The sequence below is a fragment of the Companilactobacillus jidongensis genome, assembly GCF_003946575.1.
GTDB classification, from domain to species: Bacteria; Bacillota; Bacilli; order Lactobacillales; family Lactobacillaceae; genus Companilactobacillus; species Companilactobacillus jidongensis.
Genome location: NZ_RHOP01000028.1, coordinates 1 through 17,804, shown reverse-complemented (window position 1 = coordinate 17,804; position 17,804 = coordinate 1). Strand labels below are relative to the sequence as shown.

Genomic DNA, 17,804 nt, shown 5'->3' with positions numbered 1-17,804 from the left:
TTGGTATAGGTCAGGAATGTTGATTTAATGGGATTCAGTCTTTCCCTTTCTTTGTGAAAAACGACTATCTTTCTCTCATTTGATATTCCTGACAATTCCCACACATTTCTATATCATATCCGTAGGTTCCTTGTTTTATTAAATCTCCACAAGCCGCACATTTGACATAACCTTTCTCTTCAATTAAATATTTATTTCTTCTTTCCAAAGCTTGTTCTCTTTCATCTTCCATAATAAATAGATCTCCAATCATATATTTTTTTGTTTATTTGTTGCTTTACCCACGTTAGCTTAGAGGTTTGATCGCTGTTGAACGCAGATTTGTACCCTTAAATTTAAGGATAGGATACAAATCAATTATAGCTCGTCAGTTCTCACGAGTCTCACTTTGTCACTCATTTGCGTGTTGTGTCCAACACATTACTTAATATTGAAACTGCGTTTCAGACCAATAAAAAAACGCCCTTATTGGCGTCATAATCTTTATTTATATTTGTTTGATTATAACTATTGAGTAATACCGTCTCCACCACCTTATGATCAGTGGTTTCAACCGTTTTACCGCCCTGTGCTATTATATAGTAGCTTCGAGTCTACCAGCTAGCACCATGCTGCCCCACGCCTGCGAGTGATACAGTTATTCACGTGAGGACCTATTTTTCTTTTTGCGGTGGCGAGTAGATGGCTCCCCTGTCTATTTGTTTTCACGCTTCCCTCAACGACTGTCACTGGCTTCAATTCACCAGAAGCTGGGTTCACATTATTCCTCGTGGTTTGGCTTCCACGTTTTTAGAATCAATCGCATTGACAATCGAGGAAAACGATTATACAATGAACCTACATATTAATGTTGCTATTCAGGTTGTCACCAATTGGCGTTGGTGGCGATTTTTCTTTTATAAGGGAGTTTCGAGAAATCGGAGCTCCTTTTTTTGTTGTCTTAAATATAACGCATCTTTGTTACATCAGTCAATAAAACTTTTTATTTTTATAAAACTGTCAAGATATAATTTTATAAATTTCCAATTTTATAAAATTATAAATTTATAAAATTATAGGTTTATAAATTTATAATTTTGGAAATTTATACTTTTATACTTTTATACTAAAAATAAAATTAACTATATAGACTTGATTAATCAGCACAAAAAGTTGTATTATATTTTTATAAAGTTATATTTTTATAAGTTTATAAAAATGGAAAATTATAACTTTATAAAAATATAATTTTGGAAATTTATAAAATTATAATTTTATACTTGGAGATTAATTATGACAAAAGTTATAACAACAGGTAATTTTAAGGGCGGTGTAGGTAAAACGACCAATGCCGTAATGTTTAGCTACACTCTATCAAAAATGGGAAAGCGTGTCCTCATCGTGGATTTGGATCCACAGGCTAATGCAACAGACTTACTTCTAAATACAATGAGCAGCGTGTACCAACAGAAGCCAGTATTTAAAGAAACACTCTTTGAATCTATAAAGAGCAAAAAATTATCAGGTGCTCTAATTAGTATAAAAGATAATTTAGATTTGCTTCCTTCCTATGAAGACTTACAGGGTTATGAAAAATTTCTTTATTCAAACTTTGAAGATGACTATTCTCAAGACCATTATTTCAATACTTTGTTAGAACCAATAAAAAAAGATTATGACTATATTATTATGGATGTTCCACCTCAGCTAAATAAATTTACAGATAGTGCACTAGTAAGTAGCAACTATGTGGTAGTAATTTTGCAAACTCAAGAAAGAGCCTTAAAGGGTGCTGAAAAATATATTGAACATCTTTTACAACTTCAAGATGATTATAATCTAGACCTAGATTTATTAGGCGTACTTCCAGTACTTCAACAAAATGGTTCAGACTTAGATTTAGATATAATTACTGATGCAATAAATAGTTTTGGTGAACAGAATATATTTAAAAGTAGAATTAAACAAATGGCGCGGTTAAAGAGATTTGATAGAACTGGAATAACTGATAATGTTAAAGATATTAATGATAGACGGGTTCACGACGTTTACAAAAAGGTAGTCAATGAGTTAATTGAACGCATGAATTTGATTGAAATGGAAGGAAAAGAATAATGACAGATAAAATTGGATTAGAGGCATTTCGAAAAAATAAAACTAAACGGCCTATTACTATTTCTCCAGAAAACTCTGTAGAAGAGAAAAGAAGTATGCCTAATAAAAAAATACTTACTCATCCTAATCGAAGATTAACGTCAAAAGATTTACCTAAATCGATTAGACTTCCTTTAGATACACACTCTGCTATTTCAACGATTGCAAGTATTCAAAATAAAAAAATGTATGAAGTAGTAAATGATGTTATGGAACAATACATACAAGAGCTACCATCACAAAGTAAAAAGCTAGTTAGAAATAACGTTGAAGCAATAAAAAATAATAACAAGCTTAGGGACGAAAGCAATGACTAAATATCATATAGATGGAGATATAGACTTCGTTGAAACTAGAAAAGCCCACAATAAAAAGGGTTTTGCTAATCAAAAAGTATCTATTAAAATTAATAAAGACATTAAAGCAGACCTTGACACAATTAAAATGATACAAAAAATAAAATTTGATTATGAGACTATACAACTACTTGTAGACAATTATAAAAAATATCTATCTTCAGAGGACAGGCGTAGATATTCAACTCTAAAGGACACTATTTTATAAGAAAAATTTTGTTTTTTATTTCTATATTCCATTAAAAACAGCAAAAAATACCCACCACCTAAATTAATAGATGATGGGTATTTGTGCATTTTGAAATTTATTCAATATCAAGTTGAAACAATTATTGTTAAAGAGATTTATTTTTTAACATGGCAAATTACAAGTTTAATCCGAACAAGCCCGGAATCTTTCAATGGCAGTCTGTTGATGATGTATTTTTAATGGTCATTGATTAAACTTGTAATTTGCCCATCATTAAGAAAATATCGTAAACAAGTATTAAATGCACTGAAGCTTAAATATTCCAACGGATTTTTAGAGGGAATCATTGGAAGAATAAAAAAGATAAAAAGTAGTGCCTATGGATATCGTAGTTGGAACAACTTTACTGAACGTATAAATATTCAAATGTTTTGGCTTCGAGCAAGCTCATCAGCCAAATAAAAAAACAGCTAGACCATTTATGGTCTAACTGTTAACTTGAACCGCCATCAACTTGATTTGACGAACAGCCATTATACATAATTGGCCTCAGGGCCATTATTTCTTCAGTTCTTGAAGTCGCTGTTTTAACTCCTCAATTTGTACTTGTATTTCGCGACCTATATCAGTTTCTGCCACGGTACGCCGCCTATCTTCAGTCTCTACGACTCGTTTAGTCGACACAATATCAGTTAAATCGCGTATTGCTGCTACTTTAGAAATAAATGGCTCGTGTGTGACCAACTGCATACCAAATGAATTATCGAGCAACGTATACCCACCAATGCCGGTCACCTTCTGATATGGTCGTGAAAAGCCACCATCAATGACCACCATCTTCTTATTTGCCATGATAGGCGAAGTTCCCTTTTTTACCGGTGTATGACCATTTACGACATGACTAGTATCCGGGTCAAGCCCGAATGCCCCCAATAACTTTCTTACAAACTTCTCATTATGTCGCAATTGATAGTATGGATTTGGGTTTTCATTGTGTGTAGCCTTATCAGCGATAAAGTAACGCTCAAATGTAGTCATATTTTGTTTGCCAAATAATGGGGAGTTGGGGCCAGCCCACATATACCACAACAAATCCATAGACAGATTGTCTTGTCTGTTGAAATGCATTAAATTCGCCATGAATATCACTCATAAAGGCCTCGGTTGGCTTGGGTAATTTCAAAATAGATTCCAGGTTAATCAATTCTGTTGTAATTGAAGCAACAGTCTTGTATTTATTTATTCTGTTTGACATAATATTTTTTCTTCCCTTTTGACAGATGACTTTTATTTTTATACTCATTGTTATGACTTTTCGTTTGTAAATTAAGTTATTAAAAATCGATGATCATCTTACCATAGAATGACTAACTAGAAAGAACTATCATATCGATCAAGCGTGCTGTCAAAGTTCCAAGGACAGTTAACGTTTTCTAAGTGATGATGATGCTTTTATTGATTCCTAACAACGTTATCGGATTAAAAACAATATTATGATCATAAGCTAATTCGACTATCCCTGATAAATTGTTTTAGATTCAAGCAAAAACGCCAGCTATCTGGTGACCAAATACGAATATTAATCGTCCAGAACACTTTTTAAATTATAGTATATAAACACTTTACAATACACGGTAAACATCAAACTATTAGGGGCATCACACGATTATTAAAAATCAGTCAAAATAGGAAATAATTTAAAATATCCTTTTCATGATCTTTCACCTGTCTTAGATTTTAGAAGTATCACTTGGTTTCTCAATTAACTTAAACCGTCGCTGCTGCGTGCGTTTACTAATCCCCGTCTTTCGTTCAATCATCTTGTAGGTCATGCCTTGTTTTCGCAGCTCATAAGCAAATCTGATTTGTTCATCAGAATACGTTTTCGGTCGTCCTTCCCGAAACAACGGATCATGTTGCTTGGCATACAATTTACCTTCTTGTGTGCGCGTGACAATCATGTCGCGTTCAAACTGCGCAAAGGCGCTAAATATTGTAAAGACTAATTGGCCAGTCGGCGTATTATCAATTAAGCCCATGTTCAAAATATTAACTTTGACATTTTCTTTAAACAACTCTTGGATAATGGCTAATGCCTCGCGCGTGTTCCGTGCAAACCGATCCAACTTAGTGACAATCAAAGTATCGCCTGTTTTTAGAACGCGCAACAGTTTTTGAAACTCCGGTCGTTCAGTAGTTGTGCCGGTAAACTTTTCCTGAAAGATTTTTTCTGCTCCTGCCAATTTTAGTAACTCAATTTGATTTGCTAATTTTTGATCAGTGGTACTGACCCGCGCATAGCCATATTTCATCTTTTTATCTCCTTATTTATGTCATTAAGTAATGACACGGTTCTAACCCTTTAATTATACAGCATCAAAAAAGAGGCCACAACTGTTAAGTTATGGCCCCGCTTTACTCTATCTAAACACTTTAATCATTATATATCAAAAACGTCAAGAAATATTTTTATCTAATCCTCTTTAACAGGGGAATGCTTAGCCACTTGTAGTGCCTGATTGATTACCTTGGCGTATAAAATATCACCAGTCCGAATGCCACCGAAGTGTACGCCATCTATCCCTTTGAAGACTTCTGGATGTTGCGCCGCAATTTTGCCCCAGTCGGCAATCGTAATGAACTTATACTTAGCTGGCAGACGCCGTTCCAAAACGGCCAACTTTGATGAATTTCAGTCAGTATCGGCCCGGGCATTATAAGGTGTCATCAGAATCAACTTGTGCCCCGGCTCCAAGTCATGAATGATCTTCATGGTTTGCTCTTCGTAATCATCCAGCGCGTTGGTCCCAATACAAATCACCGCGTACTGCCGTAACGTATAGCTTCGCTGCTGGTTCATCATGACTTTATACGCCAAGTTCATCGTCCGATCGCCCTTAATCTTTAAGCTTTGCCATTTTTTTAATAGCATGCCTAAATAGATGGTACACATCGCCGCAGGGCAGTGCTTTTCTAACATTCCAGCTACCAAGTGTTTTGGTAAAAATGTCCCTTATTCAGATAATTATTATTACAATCTACCATTTACACAAGATATTTTACGCTCTCCGTCTCAGGTACAGTTCTCATCAATGTGTTCTAATAGGAATACAAAAAAACGGCTTCCATTAAGTATTCAAGATAGATCCTTTACTTGAATCTCTTAATAGAGGCCGTTTTTATTTTACAAAATTACGTATTAAACATACTTGCCACAAAAAAACTAAATGGAAAATTATTTAGTCTGGAGTACAAATTGGAAATGTGTTCAGCTATGTGATTATTGTTGGCGGCTTTGCCACTTACAATAAGGCTGATTTTGGAGATCCATCGCGTTCCAATACATTTCTAATTCTTGCGGAAGACGGGAATTTAAGCACATTCACATTTTAACCAAATTTGAGTAAGAACCCCAAAAGTGAGTTATTGGATTCTTTTATTCGTATCTCGTTTTACTTTTTATGTTTTTCGTATCTCGTTTTACTTTTTATGTTTTTTGTAATACCAAACACACCTAACCCTGCAACCACTATAATTGCAGCAATTGTTTCAACGATAGTCATAATGGATTTAGTATGACTGTTCTTAACTGGCGTCTTCTTATTGATTTCACGACTTTGCTTGTCAGTAATCGTAAATTTCCGTTGAAGCTTCCAAATATTTTGCCCATTGTTAGCCTTAACATCCAAATACATCATATAAGTCCCTGACTTTAATCTCTTATCCTTGTTAGCACCGATAACTGTATTAACATTAATAGGATAAGTAAAGTAACTGTTTGGGGCAATTGACATATTTGATTTCTCTGATTGTAAAATAACATTCTTACTATCATTTTCTGAAGTTATCTTTGCTTTGATATCAACTTTTTCTTCCAATCTTGGCACATCATTATCTAATAGTGCATTGACTGAAATTTGTCCATTTTGAGTATCTTCATATGCTTTGATCAGTTTTAAATTTGGATCAACTGTGTCAGTATTTTGTCTCAATTGTAGGCCTAGAACATAATTATACTTATTTTTTAACGTTACACCCTTAGCATTACTCTTGCTAACTTGATTATCTTGTTCGATAAAGATACCACCTAACAATACGCCATCAAAATTTCCTTTCGGAGCATTAATGTTCACAACTACTTCTGTAGAAGATTTTGCATCAACAGTAACACTCTTAGGATATGTAACTAATTTTTCAATATCATATTTCAAAGATGAATCAGCTTTAACATTATGTTCGTTATAGACTATTACCCCATTGGTATCAGTAGATGCCCGGTTCACCATTACAGTATAAGTATGCGTTTTAGTATCGTTATTATTAATCTTAAATTTAGCTTGCAACTTCTCATTTGGCGTCACTTTCAAATCAAAATAACCGACTTTTTTATCGATCTGATTATTTGAAAGTTCTGGCACAATATTATAAGTCACTGCTGGTTGAGCTTCTGAGGTGGCGGCCGAAACATCTTGGGTTCCTAAACAACCAAAAGTTATAACACTAATTAAAAACAACATGAAAATCCAAATACGCTTCTTCAAAATATCATCTCCCGAAGAAAAAAGAGAGCATGCAACAATTAAGTTACAAGCCCTCAATTTTTATATTTAAGCAGGTGCATTAGCTAACGTCCATGTTAAGGTTGAACTGTAGGATCCGCCAATATTACCAGCTGGAACCTTAAGTGAGGCATCAGTAGAACCATATGTTCCAGTATAGGCACCTACACCACTACCAGCTGCAGCACTAACAACAGTTACTGGTGAACTTGATAGTGAAAGATTTGCGACAAGTGTTGGAGGTGTTGATACATTATCAACATCATCTGCTTTAATAGGATCTGTTTCTTTATTATCTAATAATAGTTGTGCATTCTTTAAGGTTGCGCCGCCTGTTGCCGTGAATGGTGATGCTGCAACAGTTACAGTGTATCCAGTACCAGTACCAGCATCAGCGATACCCAAGATTCCTGATGTGGAAGTTGATGTATATGAAATATCGTTTGCTGAAGCTGCTACTGTACCAAATTGAAAACTAGGGGCCGAACTTAAAGTGATCTTTCCAGGCGTAATATCGGCCGTGGATGTGCTTGTAACTGATGGTGCAGGTGTTGTTGCTGCTTGAGCGACTGCACCTAACGAACCAATTCCTAAAACAGCTGCTCCTACTAACATGCTATTTCTTACGAGTTTTTTCATAATATTTTCCCCCTCATAAACGACTGTTGGTCGCTATGAAATAAATCTCATCGTACATTATATATTTTTTTGGATAAATAAACAAGATATTTTACGCTCTCAAAAGATTTGTTAAAGTTCCGTTATTACTACTTTTTTGTGATAGTTTTGATAAAAATGCTTATAATTGAAATTTAGTTTTCAAAAATATGTATTTAAGGAAGAATTTATAAATTATTGCAATATTTTTAATTCAATTAATAATGAAAGTAGATGATGAATTATTAACCATATTTCAAAATTATTTGCCTGGTTATTATTAGGAATTTCAGCATTATCAATTTGTTTTTTATGTTTTAACCCAACCTTACCTATTAAATTGCCATCGTCAAATCAAGCTATTAGCTTTATGATGATTGGTAAGGCACCAGTTGCTTACATTCCCTTTCAAGAATTAGATCAATTAGGATTCTGGCTAAACATCATTATGACTTGTCCCTTAGGAATATTTACCTATATTTTATTCTCTCCCAAATTCAAAATTTCTCATGTGATTACAACTGGAATCCTTATTGGATTCACTATCGAATTTATTCAATTTATAACAGACAATTTGGCAATAACACATCGTTGGGTAGATATAAATGACGTGCTTGCTAATACTTTAGGATTTGTAGTTGGTTATTATCTATCAAAGTTAATTGATAAATAACCCGTAGGTAAATTTATTTGGGTCTAGAATTTTTGGTGTTGGAAAGTATTTCCATTCCAAAAGTACTAGGCCCTAATTTAAAAAGCCATTGATAATGGATCAAAAAAGACCAATAGGGTATAATCTAAAAAACAGCCCCTAACAAACCAAGTTGATTTGTTAGGGGCTGTTTTACCGGTCTTTTCAAGGGGTTATTTGTTAATTATAGCCCCTATATATTCATAGCCCCTTTCTGTTTGGTGTTAAAGTATTAGTCATCGATGTCATGCACTATCTTGTTTAGCTCCGTTTTGATGGAACTGGGAATATTTTCTAAATTGAAATGATTATATATTTCTTTATCCTTAAGCATCCTTTTTTGTGCCTTATTTAATTGGATGATTTTTAAATTATTATTTTCGTCTGCCTTTTCTTTGTTATAATAAAAATCGTTGTACAAATCGAGGAGGAAAATAATGAAAAAGATTACAGCATTTTTATTGTCATTATTAATGTTACTAGGGGTATTCGCTCCAGCAACTGCAACAACCGTTCAAGCTAAGTCTTCCGAGAATATCAAAGCTACTTACACTTTGAAGAAGAATAAAAAGAAGATTGCCAAGAAAACTATCACATTGAAAGAGAATGCCACTGTTACTGATGGTCTTAAAAAAGGCTGGAAAGTTAACGACAAAGGCGGCTTTATCACAGCTATCGACGGTCACAAACAAAATAACAAGAAGAAAATTTACTGGACATTCACTGTTAATGGCAAACAAGTTAACGTTTCAGCTGACAAAAAGAAATTACACAACAAAGACAAAGTTGTTTTCAAATTATCAAAATATAACGGTTAATGATTAAATTAAAATATGAGATGAGGATAAATTCAATATCCTTATCTCATATTTTTTTGCATAAATAAGTAATTTTACAATCTACCTTTTTATTTAATTTTTAAGGATCAATACAACCACTTTTTTCACAAATCGGATAACCTAAATCCCAGATTAATATCATTTTTAACAAATCGATTAATTTAGTCGCTGTTAACGAAACGGCTATTATTGTATGAACAGCGAATGCCCATATGAAATCTGTTCTCGCCCTTCTGAACCTCTATTAATGCCACTATCCATAATAAGCATGCCTGTATAGAGCTCTTAATAATAAAGTCCAAACCACCAATAATCATAATTGTCAAAAAAATATTTTCACTCCATCTATTCTTAGGTTATCAAAGTAATCTTGATATTGTTTCTCATTTTTTCTAGGATATTTTTCAAGATCATTATTTTCCATAGTATTTTTCAACCCATATATCCACCATGAAGAATTAAATAATGCTGAAAATTCAACAGTAGGTTTGGGCTCGTGACTCAATTGGTTAAAACCATTTTGATATAAACGCCTTTTGTTTACAAATCCAAATATTTTTTCATCTACAGATCCAGAGCCTTGCTGCCACTGATTGTCACCAAAAATGCCACCAACTATTATTGGTGTTGTTCTTAAATGTTTTCTTTTGTCTATTACCATATTCAGCAACTTTATTTTCATTTTGATTGTCGTTTTTATCCTTGATGTGACTGGTATTAGAACTATTCGTCAAGGTATCGTCCTTGTCGTTTAATTGTTGCTGATGAGTAGCACTAGAAGATTCAAACAAGCCACTCAGTTTCTGAACGTGTTCTTTTAATCGATGGTTCTCTGCAACCGTTGCTATCTGTAATTTTTGCTGCTGATCTAAGGCTTGTTGTAAATTTGCAATTTGTTGATCTTTAACATCAAGTTGCTTCAGCAAGATCTGATCAATATTTTTGTCCTTGTCGTTTTCAGCTTGCCGATTTGGTTGTCGTTCTTGTCGTTTTTGCTTGTCAAAATTAGCAAGCATTTTAACGCCTTGGTTGTCTATTTCTAGATGGTTTTTAACTTTGTAAGTGTGTTTGCTTCGAAAGCCATTAATGCTATTAATACGTTGATTAATAGCTTGTTTTGACAATTTAAATTCTTCTGAAAGTTGCCGAATAGTCTTGCCCAATAGTTTCACCGCCTAATTAATCCGCCTTAAATTATAAGTTAAAAACGACAAGAAAACCAATCGACAAGTAAAACTTAAACTTGGTTGTCGATTGGTTTTCTTTAGGTATCAATCTTCAAGCTAAACTATAATTGATTTGGTTCTGGTTGTTGCCACCAATGAATGTTGCTTTAACAGCAAATATCCCGAATTAACAACAACTAAAGTTTGCATCTAGTTTTTTCCCTAATGGCTTGTTTTGATACACCAAACTCATCAGCAAGTTCCCTAATAGTTTTAGGCATGATTTCCAAACCCCTTTCGGAGTTCAGCAAGTGCTTCTTGTCTTGCTTGATCTCTTATTTTTTTATCGTGCTCGGCCTGTTTATCAGCCAATGCTTGTTTCTCAGTAGAGCCTAAAGTTAACCCCTTAACCTTGTCAATGGCACGCCATTTTTCCTGCTCTGTTAATTCACCATTATGCTGAATATTAAAGAGTTTTTGACGTTCATCTTGAAATTGACCTTGTGAGAAGTCGTTAGCGTCTTTTTTTTCGGGTTTCCAGGTAAACGAATAGCCAATAACTGGTTTTCCGCGCCCTTTACCGTATTTCTTTCGGACAGTTAGCCCACGAAATAGGGGGGTAAGTTCTTCTTTGATTGGTTTTATCACTTTTTTGTTAATGTCGCCTTGCCGATAAGTTTTTGGAATATCAAGCAACTCATCAAAATCTGCTTTGGAAAAGTAAGCATAACCAGTAGTTCGAAATTGTTTAAGGAGACGAAACATTGTTTTTGCATAACTACTCTTTAGATCTCTAAACTCTGTTAAAGCATATCGAACCCAACTTTCAAGATTATTTAGAAGTTTCAATGCCTTGGGGTAAATTTGAATATCAACATAAGGGACTTTTGCTGAACCCTTAATCTCAAATCGAGTGAACATGACAAACATTTCTCTATCAAGCCCATCTTTACTTCTACAACCAAACCTAAGACCGAGGATTTTTTGGTATGTATTCTCAATATCATCAATAAATCTTTTATTCGCAGTCGGCTTATAGTTGCTAAGTTCTTTTAATTGGTCAAAAGAAAAACGGACTGTTTGATCTCCCTTATCACGCATACGAGAAATAATTGAAAAAAATAAATTCATTTCAACTGGGGTAAATTTACGTAACGGAATGGTATTTAATTCAGGGTCATATTTAACTAGTTCGTTGCTCAAAAAACCACCTCCTAAATCAGAGGCTATCATATCAAGGCCGGAACCTCAAGACGAGACCCCCATAAACAGACAATTGGACCCCCATAAACAGACAATTGGACCCCTATAAACAGACAATTGGACCCCCATAAACAGACAATTGGACCCCTAAACATTTGTGAAACGCTTGGGAGAGTAACGTGGAACATACCCTTAAAAGAGGTTTAAAAGAGGTTTATAAAAGAGATTTAAAAGAGGCACCACTGTACGAGGGCAAAACCTAGAAGCAAAAAACACAAAGGAGTGAGCCAAAAACCGGCTCACATTAAACTCCAGTCGCTATGCTCCTTGCGCCTCACTCTGTTCGTTGCCTAAAAGGTGTGGCAAGCCACATTAATTCGGGCGCTGACGCCCCGAACCCCGTCCAAGCTGAGCCAGCTTGACCGCTTTTTCACTCGCCGTTAGGCAGGAAAGCAAAGTTTTATAGAAACTTTAGCTTTCGCCAATTCAGTGTTAAGACTGGTTAAGAGCTGTCAATTCCTTATGCTCCCACGCTTTGCTCGTCCGCTACCATTGACAGCAAACAGTTAGTTTTTTTGAATCTTAACAAGAACTTAGCTGCTATGTTCGTTTTTTAGGGCCTTATTTTTCGTTTCTAGCAATTTTAAGACTATTCATATACATTTATACCAAAGCAAAACAAAAAGCCCTCAGCAGGCTCTTAGAGGGCTAAATAACGAAGCCAGGACGATTAATAATATCTTCTTGTCTTTTTTGCAAAATATAAGTGTATAAGGAATCATACAAATTCTTTTTAATCTCGTTAGGTTCATTGACAGAAGCTTCAAACAATTCTTGAATATCAACTTGCCAAGGATCAGCAAGCATTTCATCAATTGGTTTTAATACTTTCTTTTAGTCCATCTTAATTACTCCTAACATCAAAATAATAATTTCAATTTAGATACGCAGTTCTTAAAATTAGTTATTCAAATTGTGTTGCCAAGTTTATGAAGATTCTCTGCATAAAGCAATTAAAAAAAATTTGGCTTAAAACAGCGTAATCTGCAACACTTTTTAAATATTTAAAATATAACAATCTTAGTTAGGTGCAAACATAAATTGAATTAAAAATATAGTCAATTCAACAACAGCAGAAATTGATTTTGTGGTTATCAGCAGACCGAGTGAAACGAGGTCAATGCGCACTTACACATAGAATAAATTCTATGTTGTGCTAACCCCCAAAAAACCTGTATTAGAAGTCGCCGATGTCGACAACAGAAGAAAACCCATAGAATCAAAGTAAAGAGGTGACTTACATGGCAATTTTTCATATGAGTTTTAGTAATATTAGTGCTGGAAAAGGACGAAGTGCGATTGCCAGTGCGGCTTATCGAAGTGGTGAAAAATTATTTGATGATAAAGAAGGTCGCCGATATTTCTATGCCCGATCGGTAATTCCAGAAAGCTTTATTTTAACCCCAAAAAATGCACCAGAATGGGCCAGTGATCGAGAAAAATTATGGAATGAAGTTGAAAAGAACGATCGTAAATCAAACTCACGGTATGCAAAAGAATTTAACGTGGCTTTACCGGTAGAATTAAGTGAATCCGAACAGAAAGAATTACTGACAAAATATGTGCAAGAAAATTTTGTCGATCAAGGTATGGTAGCTGACGTAGCAATTCATCGCGATCACTCAGACAATCCGCACGCACATGTGATGTTAACCAATCGCCATATAATAAGGAGGTCTCTAATGCTAGTTTTTCTGTCAACATCATTCATACCATCCAATGATAAGATGTGGTCACGAGTTGGCATAAATAAAAATCAACAATTCCCGCCATTGGCAATAGATTTAGGATGACGTTCCATTAATTTTGAATGGTGTCCATGGTCTTAGTTAAATTTTTCTTGTTTCTGCCCAATTGATTCAATTCAGTAACTATGACAACACCACCTTAACAAATCATAATTTGGATAATAGTATGTTCCATTTGAAAGCTAAGCCCTATAATTAGCATAGGGTTAATAGCTCTAATCAAAATACCCACAAAAGGCCTGCTCAACTAACAATTGAGTAGGCCTTTTGTAGTACAAATTAATCCTTATCACAACTAACCTCAATAGCACAACAGGTATAAATAGTGCCTAAAATCCCTAAATAAATTTCTCTCACAACTGTTTAATAAAGCGGCAATCCCCGTTGTACGTGATTAATTAAACATTCAATTCTTAAAACACCTATTTTTAAATCGACTTAAACCTTCGCTGTTGCGTGCGTTTACTAATCCCCGTCTTTCGTTCAATCATCTTATAAGTCATGCCTTGTTTTCGCAACTCATAAGCAAATCTGATCTGTTCATCAGAATACGTTTTCGGTCGCCCTTCCCGAAACAACGGATCATGTTGCTTGGCATACAATTTACCTTCTTGTGTGCGCGTGACAATCATATCGCGTTCAAACTGCGCAAAGGCGCTAAATATTGTAAAGACTAATTGGCCAGTCGGCGTATTGTCAATTAAGCCCATATTCAAAATGTTGACTTTGACATTTTCTTTAAACAACTCTTGGATAATGGCTAAGGCCTCGCGCGTGTTCCGTGCAAACCGATCCAGCTTAGTGACAATCAAAGTATCACCTGTTTTTAGAGCGCGCAACAGTTTTTGAAACTCCGGTCGTTCGGTAGTTGTGCCGGTAAACTTTTCTTGAAAGATTTTTTCTGCTCCTGCCAATTTTAGTAACTCAATTTGATTTGCTAATTTTTGATCAGTGGTACTGACCCGCGCATAGCCATATTTCATCTTTTTATCTCCTTACTTATGTCATTAAGTAGTGACACGGTTCTAACCCTTTAATTATACAGTATCAAAAAAGAGGCCACAACTGTTAAGTTGTGACCTGGTTCGTTCCATTTAAACACTTTAATTATCACATATTCAAAACGTCAAGAAATATTTTTATCTAATCCTCTTTAACAGGGGAATGCTTAGCCACTTGTAGTGCCTGATTGATTACCTTGGCGTATAAAATATCACCAGCCCGAATGCCACCGAAGTGTACGCCATCTATCCCTTTGAAGACTTCTGGATGTTGCGCCGCAATCTTGCCCCAGTCGGCAATCATAATGAACTTATACTTAGCTGGCAGACGCCGTTCCAAAACGGCCAACTTTGATGAATTTCAGTCAGCATCGGCCGGGGCATTATAAGGTGTCATCAGAATCAACTTGTGCCCCGGCTCCAAGTCATGAATGATCTTCATGGTTTGCTCTTCGTAATCATCCAGCGCGTTGGTCCCAATACAAATCACCGCGTACTGCCGTAACGTATAGCTTCGCTGCTGGTTCATCATGACTTTATACGCCAAGTTCATCGTCCGATCGCCCTTAATCTTTAAGCTTTGCCATTTTTTTAATAGCATGCCTAAATAGATGGTACACATCGCCGCAGGGCAGTGCTTTTCTAACATTCCAGCTACCAAGTGTTTTGGTAAAAATGTCCCTTATTCAGATAATTATTATTACAATCTACCATTTACACAAGATATTTTACGCTCTCCGTCTCAGGTACAGTTCTCATCAATGTGTTCTAATAGGAATACAAAAAAAAACGGCTTCCATTAAGTATTCAAGATAGATCCTTTACTTGAATCTCTTAATAGAGGCCGTTTTTATTTTACAAAATTACGTATTAAACATACTTGCCACAAAAAAACTAAATGGAAAATTATTTAGTCTGGAGTACAAATTGGAAATGTGTTCAGCTATGTGATTATTGTTGGCGGCTTTGCCACTTACAATAAGGCTGATTTTGGAGATCCATCGCGTTCCAATACATTTCTAATTCTTGCGGAAGACGGGAATTTAAGCACATTCACATTTTAACCAAATTTGAGTAAGAACCCCAAAAGTGAGTTATTGGATTCTTTTATTCGTATCTCGTTTTACTTTTTATGTTTTTCGTATCTCGTTTTACTTTTTATGTTTTTTGTAATACCAAACACACCTAACCCTGCAACCACTATAATTGCAGCAATTGTTTCAACGATAGTCATAATGGATTTAGTATGACTGTTCTTAACTGGCGTCTTCTTATTGATTTCACGACTTTGCTTGTCAGTAATCGTAAATTTCCGTTGAAGCTTCCAAATATTTTGCCCATTGTTAGCCTTAACATCCAAATACATCATATAAGTCCCTGACTTTAATCTCTTATCCTTGTTAGCACCGATAACTGTATTAACATTAATAGGATAAGTAAAGTAACTGTTTGGGGCAATTGACATATTTGATTTCTCTGATTGTAAAATAACATTCTTACTATCATTTTCTGAAGTTATCTTTGCTTTGATATCAACTTTTTCTTCCAATCTTGGCACATCATTATCTAATAGTGCATTGACTGAAATTTGTCCATTTTGAGTATCTTCATATGCTTTGATCAGTTTTAAATTTGGATCAACTGTGTCAGTATTTTGTCTCAATTGTAGGCCTAGAACATAATTATACTTATTTTTTAACGTTACACCCTTAGCATTACTCTTGCTAACTTGATTATCTTGTTCGATAAAGATACCACCTAACAATACGCCATCAAAATTTCCTTTCGGAGCATTAATGTTCACAACTACTTCTGTAGAAGATTTTGCATCAACAGTAACACTCTTAGGATATGTAACTAATTTTTCAATATCATATTTCAAAGATGAATCAGCTTTAACATTATGTTCGTTATAGACTATTACCCCATTGGTATCAGTAGATGCCCGGTTCACCATTACAGTATAAGTATGCGTTTTAGTATCGTTATTATTAATCTTAAATTTAGCTTGCAACTTCTCATTTGGCGTCACTTTCAAATCAAAATAACCGACTTTTTTATCGATCTGATTATTTGAAAGTTCTGGCACAATATTATAAGTCACTGCTGGTTGAGCTTCTGAGGTGGCGGCCGAAACATCTTGGGTTCCTAAACAACCAAAAGTTATAACACTAATTAAAAACAACATGAAAATCCAAATACGCTTCTTCAAAATATCATCTCCCGAAGAAAAAAGAGAGCATGCAACAATTAAGTTACAAGCCCTCAATTTTTATATTTAAGCAGGTGCATTAGCTAACGTCCATGTTAAGGTTGAACTGTAGGATCCGCCAATATTACCAGCTGGAACCTTAAGTGAGGCATCAGTAGAACCATATGTTCCAGTATAGGCACCTACACCACTACCAGCTGCAGCACTAACAACAGTTACTGGTGAACTTGATAGTGAAAGATTTGCGACAAGTGTTGGAGGTGTTGATACATTATCAACATCATCTGCTTTAATAGGATCTGTTTCTTTATTATCTAATAATAGTTGTGCATTCTTTAAGGTTGCGCCGCCTGTTGCCGTGAATGGTGATGCTGCAACAGTTACAGTATATCCAGTACCAGTACCAGCATCAGCGATATCCAAGATTCCTGATGTGGAAGTTGATGTATATGAAATATCGTTTGCTGAAGCTGCTACTGTACCAAATTGAAAACTAGGGGCCGAACTTAAAGTGATTTTTCCAGGCGTAATATCGGCCGTGGATGTGCTTGTAACTGATGGTGCAGGTGTTGTTGCTGCTTGAGCGACTGCACCTAACGAACCAATTCCTAAAACAGCTGCGCCTACTAACATGCTATTTCTTACGAGTTTTTTCATAATATTTTCCCCCTCATAAACGACTGTTGGTCGCTATGATAGAGATTTCTTTCAATCTCTGCGTACATTATATATTTTTTTGGATAAATAAACAAGATATTTTACGCTCTCAAAAGATTTGTTAAAGTTCCGTTATTACTACTTTTTTGTGATAGTTTTGATAAAAATGCTTATAATTGAAATTTAGTTTTCAAAAATATGTATTTAAGGAAGAATTTATAAATTATTGCAATATTTTTAATTCAATTAATAATGGGCAAATTACAAGTTTAATCCGAACAAGCCCGGAATCTTTCAATGGCAGTCTGTTGATGATGTATTTTTAATGGTCG

Annotated in this window: 18 protein-coding genes and 4 pseudogenes; 7 read left to right on the top strand and 15 right to left on the bottom strand. The window is 34.9% G+C overall.

Annotated elements, in window-relative coordinates; translation table 11 throughout:
• Positions 1 to 64: 64 nt before the first annotated feature.
• Positions 65 to 232: a hypothetical protein gene (locus EKM68_RS13605; protein ID WP_164509456.1), complete on the bottom strand. Its 168-nt coding sequence runs from the start codon at positions 230 to 232 to the stop codon at positions 65 to 67.
• Positions 233 to 1,272: 1,040 nt separating this feature from the next.
• Between EKM68_RS13605 and EKM68_RS12905 the strand changes: the two genes are divergently transcribed.
• The 4 genes and pseudogenes from EKM68_RS12905 to EKM68_RS12890 all read left to right on the top strand — a co-directional run.
• Entirely contained in the window at positions 1,273 to 2,094 is an 822-nt protein-coding gene (locus tag EKM68_RS12905; protein WP_041501694.1) for a ParA family protein, read from the top strand.
• Positions 2,094 to 2,450 carry a hypothetical protein gene (locus tag EKM68_RS12900; RefSeq protein WP_041501693.1) on the top strand — a complete coding sequence of 119 codons (357 nt, stop codon included), beginning with the start codon at positions 2,094 to 2,096 and terminating at the stop codon, positions 2,448 to 2,450. The genes EKM68_RS12905 and EKM68_RS12900 overlap by 1 nt, the downstream gene beginning before the upstream one ends.
• Entirely contained in the window at positions 2,443 to 2,697 is a 255-nt protein-coding gene (locus EKM68_RS12895; RefSeq protein ID WP_053085050.1) for a hypothetical protein, read from the top strand. The genes EKM68_RS12900 and EKM68_RS12895 overlap by 8 nt, the downstream gene beginning before the upstream one ends.
• Before the next feature lie 252 nt (positions 2,698 to 2,949).
• Positions 2,950 to 3,141, top strand: a pseudogene (locus tag EKM68_RS12890) (transposase); the annotation flags it as partial.
• A 96-nt stretch (positions 3,142 to 3,237) separates the two neighbouring features.
• Here EKM68_RS12890 and EKM68_RS12885 read toward each other — a convergent pair.
• The 6 genes and pseudogenes from EKM68_RS12885 to EKM68_RS12860 form a co-directional block, all read right to left on the bottom strand.
• Positions 3,238 to 3,786, bottom strand: a pseudogene (locus tag EKM68_RS12885) (fructose-bisphosphatase class III); the annotation flags it as partial.
• On the bottom strand, positions 3,704 to 3,934 hold the full coding sequence (locus tag EKM68_RS13890; RefSeq protein ID WP_164509455.1) for a fructose-bisphosphatase class III: 231 nt from the start codon (positions 3,932 to 3,934) through the stop codon (positions 3,704 to 3,706). The gene EKM68_RS13890 and the pseudogene EKM68_RS12885, both read right to left, overlap by 83 nt.
• Before the next feature lie 475 nt (positions 3,935 to 4,409).
• A complete protein-coding gene (locus tag EKM68_RS12875; RefSeq protein WP_003636336.1) occupies positions 4,410 to 4,991 on the bottom strand; it encodes a recombinase family protein in 582 nt (193 codons plus the stop codon).
• A gap of 161 nt (positions 4,992 to 5,152) precedes the next feature.
• Positions 5,153 to 5,578 (bottom strand): annotated as a pseudogene (locus EKM68_RS12870) (acyltransferase family protein); the annotation flags it as partial.
• A gap of 553 nt (positions 5,579 to 6,131) precedes the next feature.
• A complete protein-coding gene (locus tag EKM68_RS12865) occupies positions 6,132 to 7,220 on the bottom strand; it encodes a DUF916 and DUF3324 domain-containing protein (protein WP_125591204.1) in 1,089 nt (362 codons plus the stop codon).
• Between the two features lie 66 nt (positions 7,221 to 7,286).
• Positions 7,287 to 7,877, bottom strand: coding sequence for a WxL domain-containing protein (locus EKM68_RS12860; RefSeq protein WP_125591211.1), 591 nt, complete (start codon positions 7,875 to 7,877; stop codon positions 7,287 to 7,289).
• A gap of 358 nt (positions 7,878 to 8,235) precedes the next feature.
• On the opposite strand from EKM68_RS12860, the gene EKM68_RS12855 reads away from it, so the two are divergent.
• Positions 8,236 to 8,568, top strand: a complete 333-nt coding sequence (locus tag EKM68_RS12855; protein ID WP_158298625.1) for a VanZ family protein — start codon at positions 8,236 to 8,238, stop codon at positions 8,566 to 8,568.
• Between the two features lie 455 nt (positions 8,569 to 9,023).
• Positions 9,024 to 9,404: a DUF4430 domain-containing protein gene (locus EKM68_RS12840; protein WP_125591208.1), complete on the top strand. Its 381-nt coding sequence runs from the start codon at positions 9,024 to 9,026 to the stop codon at positions 9,402 to 9,404.
• Between the two features lie 343 nt (positions 9,405 to 9,747).
• On the opposite strand, the gene EKM68_RS12835 is transcribed toward EKM68_RS12840, so the two are convergent.
• The 3 genes from EKM68_RS12835 to EKM68_RS12820 all read right to left on the bottom strand — a co-directional run bounded on the left by EKM68_RS12835 (position 9,748) and on the right by EKM68_RS12820 (position 11,794).
• Complete coding sequence (locus tag EKM68_RS12835; protein WP_125591207.1) at positions 9,748 to 10,086, bottom strand: hypothetical protein; 339 nt, start codon at positions 10,084 to 10,086, stop codon at positions 9,748 to 9,750.
• Positions 10,022 to 10,588: a DUF536 domain-containing protein gene (locus EKM68_RS12830; protein WP_062913471.1), complete on the bottom strand. Its 567-nt coding sequence runs from the start codon at positions 10,586 to 10,588 to the stop codon at positions 10,022 to 10,024. Before EKM68_RS12830 ends, EKM68_RS12835 begins: the two co-directional genes overlap by 65 nt.
• A 276-nt stretch (positions 10,589 to 10,864) precedes the next feature.
• Positions 10,865 to 11,794, bottom strand: coding sequence for a replication initiation protein (locus EKM68_RS12820; protein WP_125591206.1), 930 nt, complete (start codon positions 11,792 to 11,794; stop codon positions 10,865 to 10,867).
• Between the two features lie 1,301 nt (positions 11,795 to 13,095).
• Here EKM68_RS12820 and mobQ point away from each other — a divergent pair.
• Positions 13,096 to 13,515, top strand: a pseudogene (gene mobQ / locus EKM68_RS12810) (MobQ family relaxase); the annotation flags it as partial.
• Positions 13,516 to 14,030: 515 nt separating this feature from the next.
• Here mobQ and EKM68_RS12805 read toward each other — a convergent pair.
• From EKM68_RS12805 to EKM68_RS12790, 5 genes are all read right to left on the bottom strand, one after another.
• A complete protein-coding gene (locus EKM68_RS12805) occupies positions 14,031 to 14,585 on the bottom strand; it encodes a recombinase family protein (RefSeq protein WP_033615067.1) in 555 nt (184 codons plus the stop codon).
• A 160-nt stretch (positions 14,586 to 14,745) separates the two neighbouring features.
• A complete protein-coding gene (locus EKM68_RS13885; RefSeq protein WP_377769489.1) occupies positions 14,746 to 14,943 on the bottom strand; it encodes an SGNH/GDSL hydrolase family protein in 198 nt (65 codons plus the stop codon).
• A gap of 21 nt (positions 14,944 to 14,964) precedes the next feature.
• On the bottom strand, positions 14,965 to 15,252 hold the full coding sequence (locus tag EKM68_RS13880; RefSeq protein WP_373278811.1) for an SGNH/GDSL hydrolase family protein: 288 nt from the start codon (positions 15,250 to 15,252) through the stop codon (positions 14,965 to 14,967).
• A gap of 474 nt (positions 15,253 to 15,726) precedes the next feature.
• On the bottom strand, positions 15,727 to 16,815 hold the full coding sequence (locus EKM68_RS12795) for a DUF916 and DUF3324 domain-containing protein (protein WP_125591204.1): 1,089 nt from the start codon (positions 16,813 to 16,815) through the stop codon (positions 15,727 to 15,729).
• Positions 16,816 to 16,881: 66 nt separating this feature from the next.
• On the bottom strand, positions 16,882 to 17,472 hold the full coding sequence (locus tag EKM68_RS12790; protein ID WP_125591203.1) for a WxL domain-containing protein: 591 nt from the start codon (positions 17,470 to 17,472) through the stop codon (positions 16,882 to 16,884).
• Positions 17,473 to 17,804 lie beyond the last annotated feature (332 nt).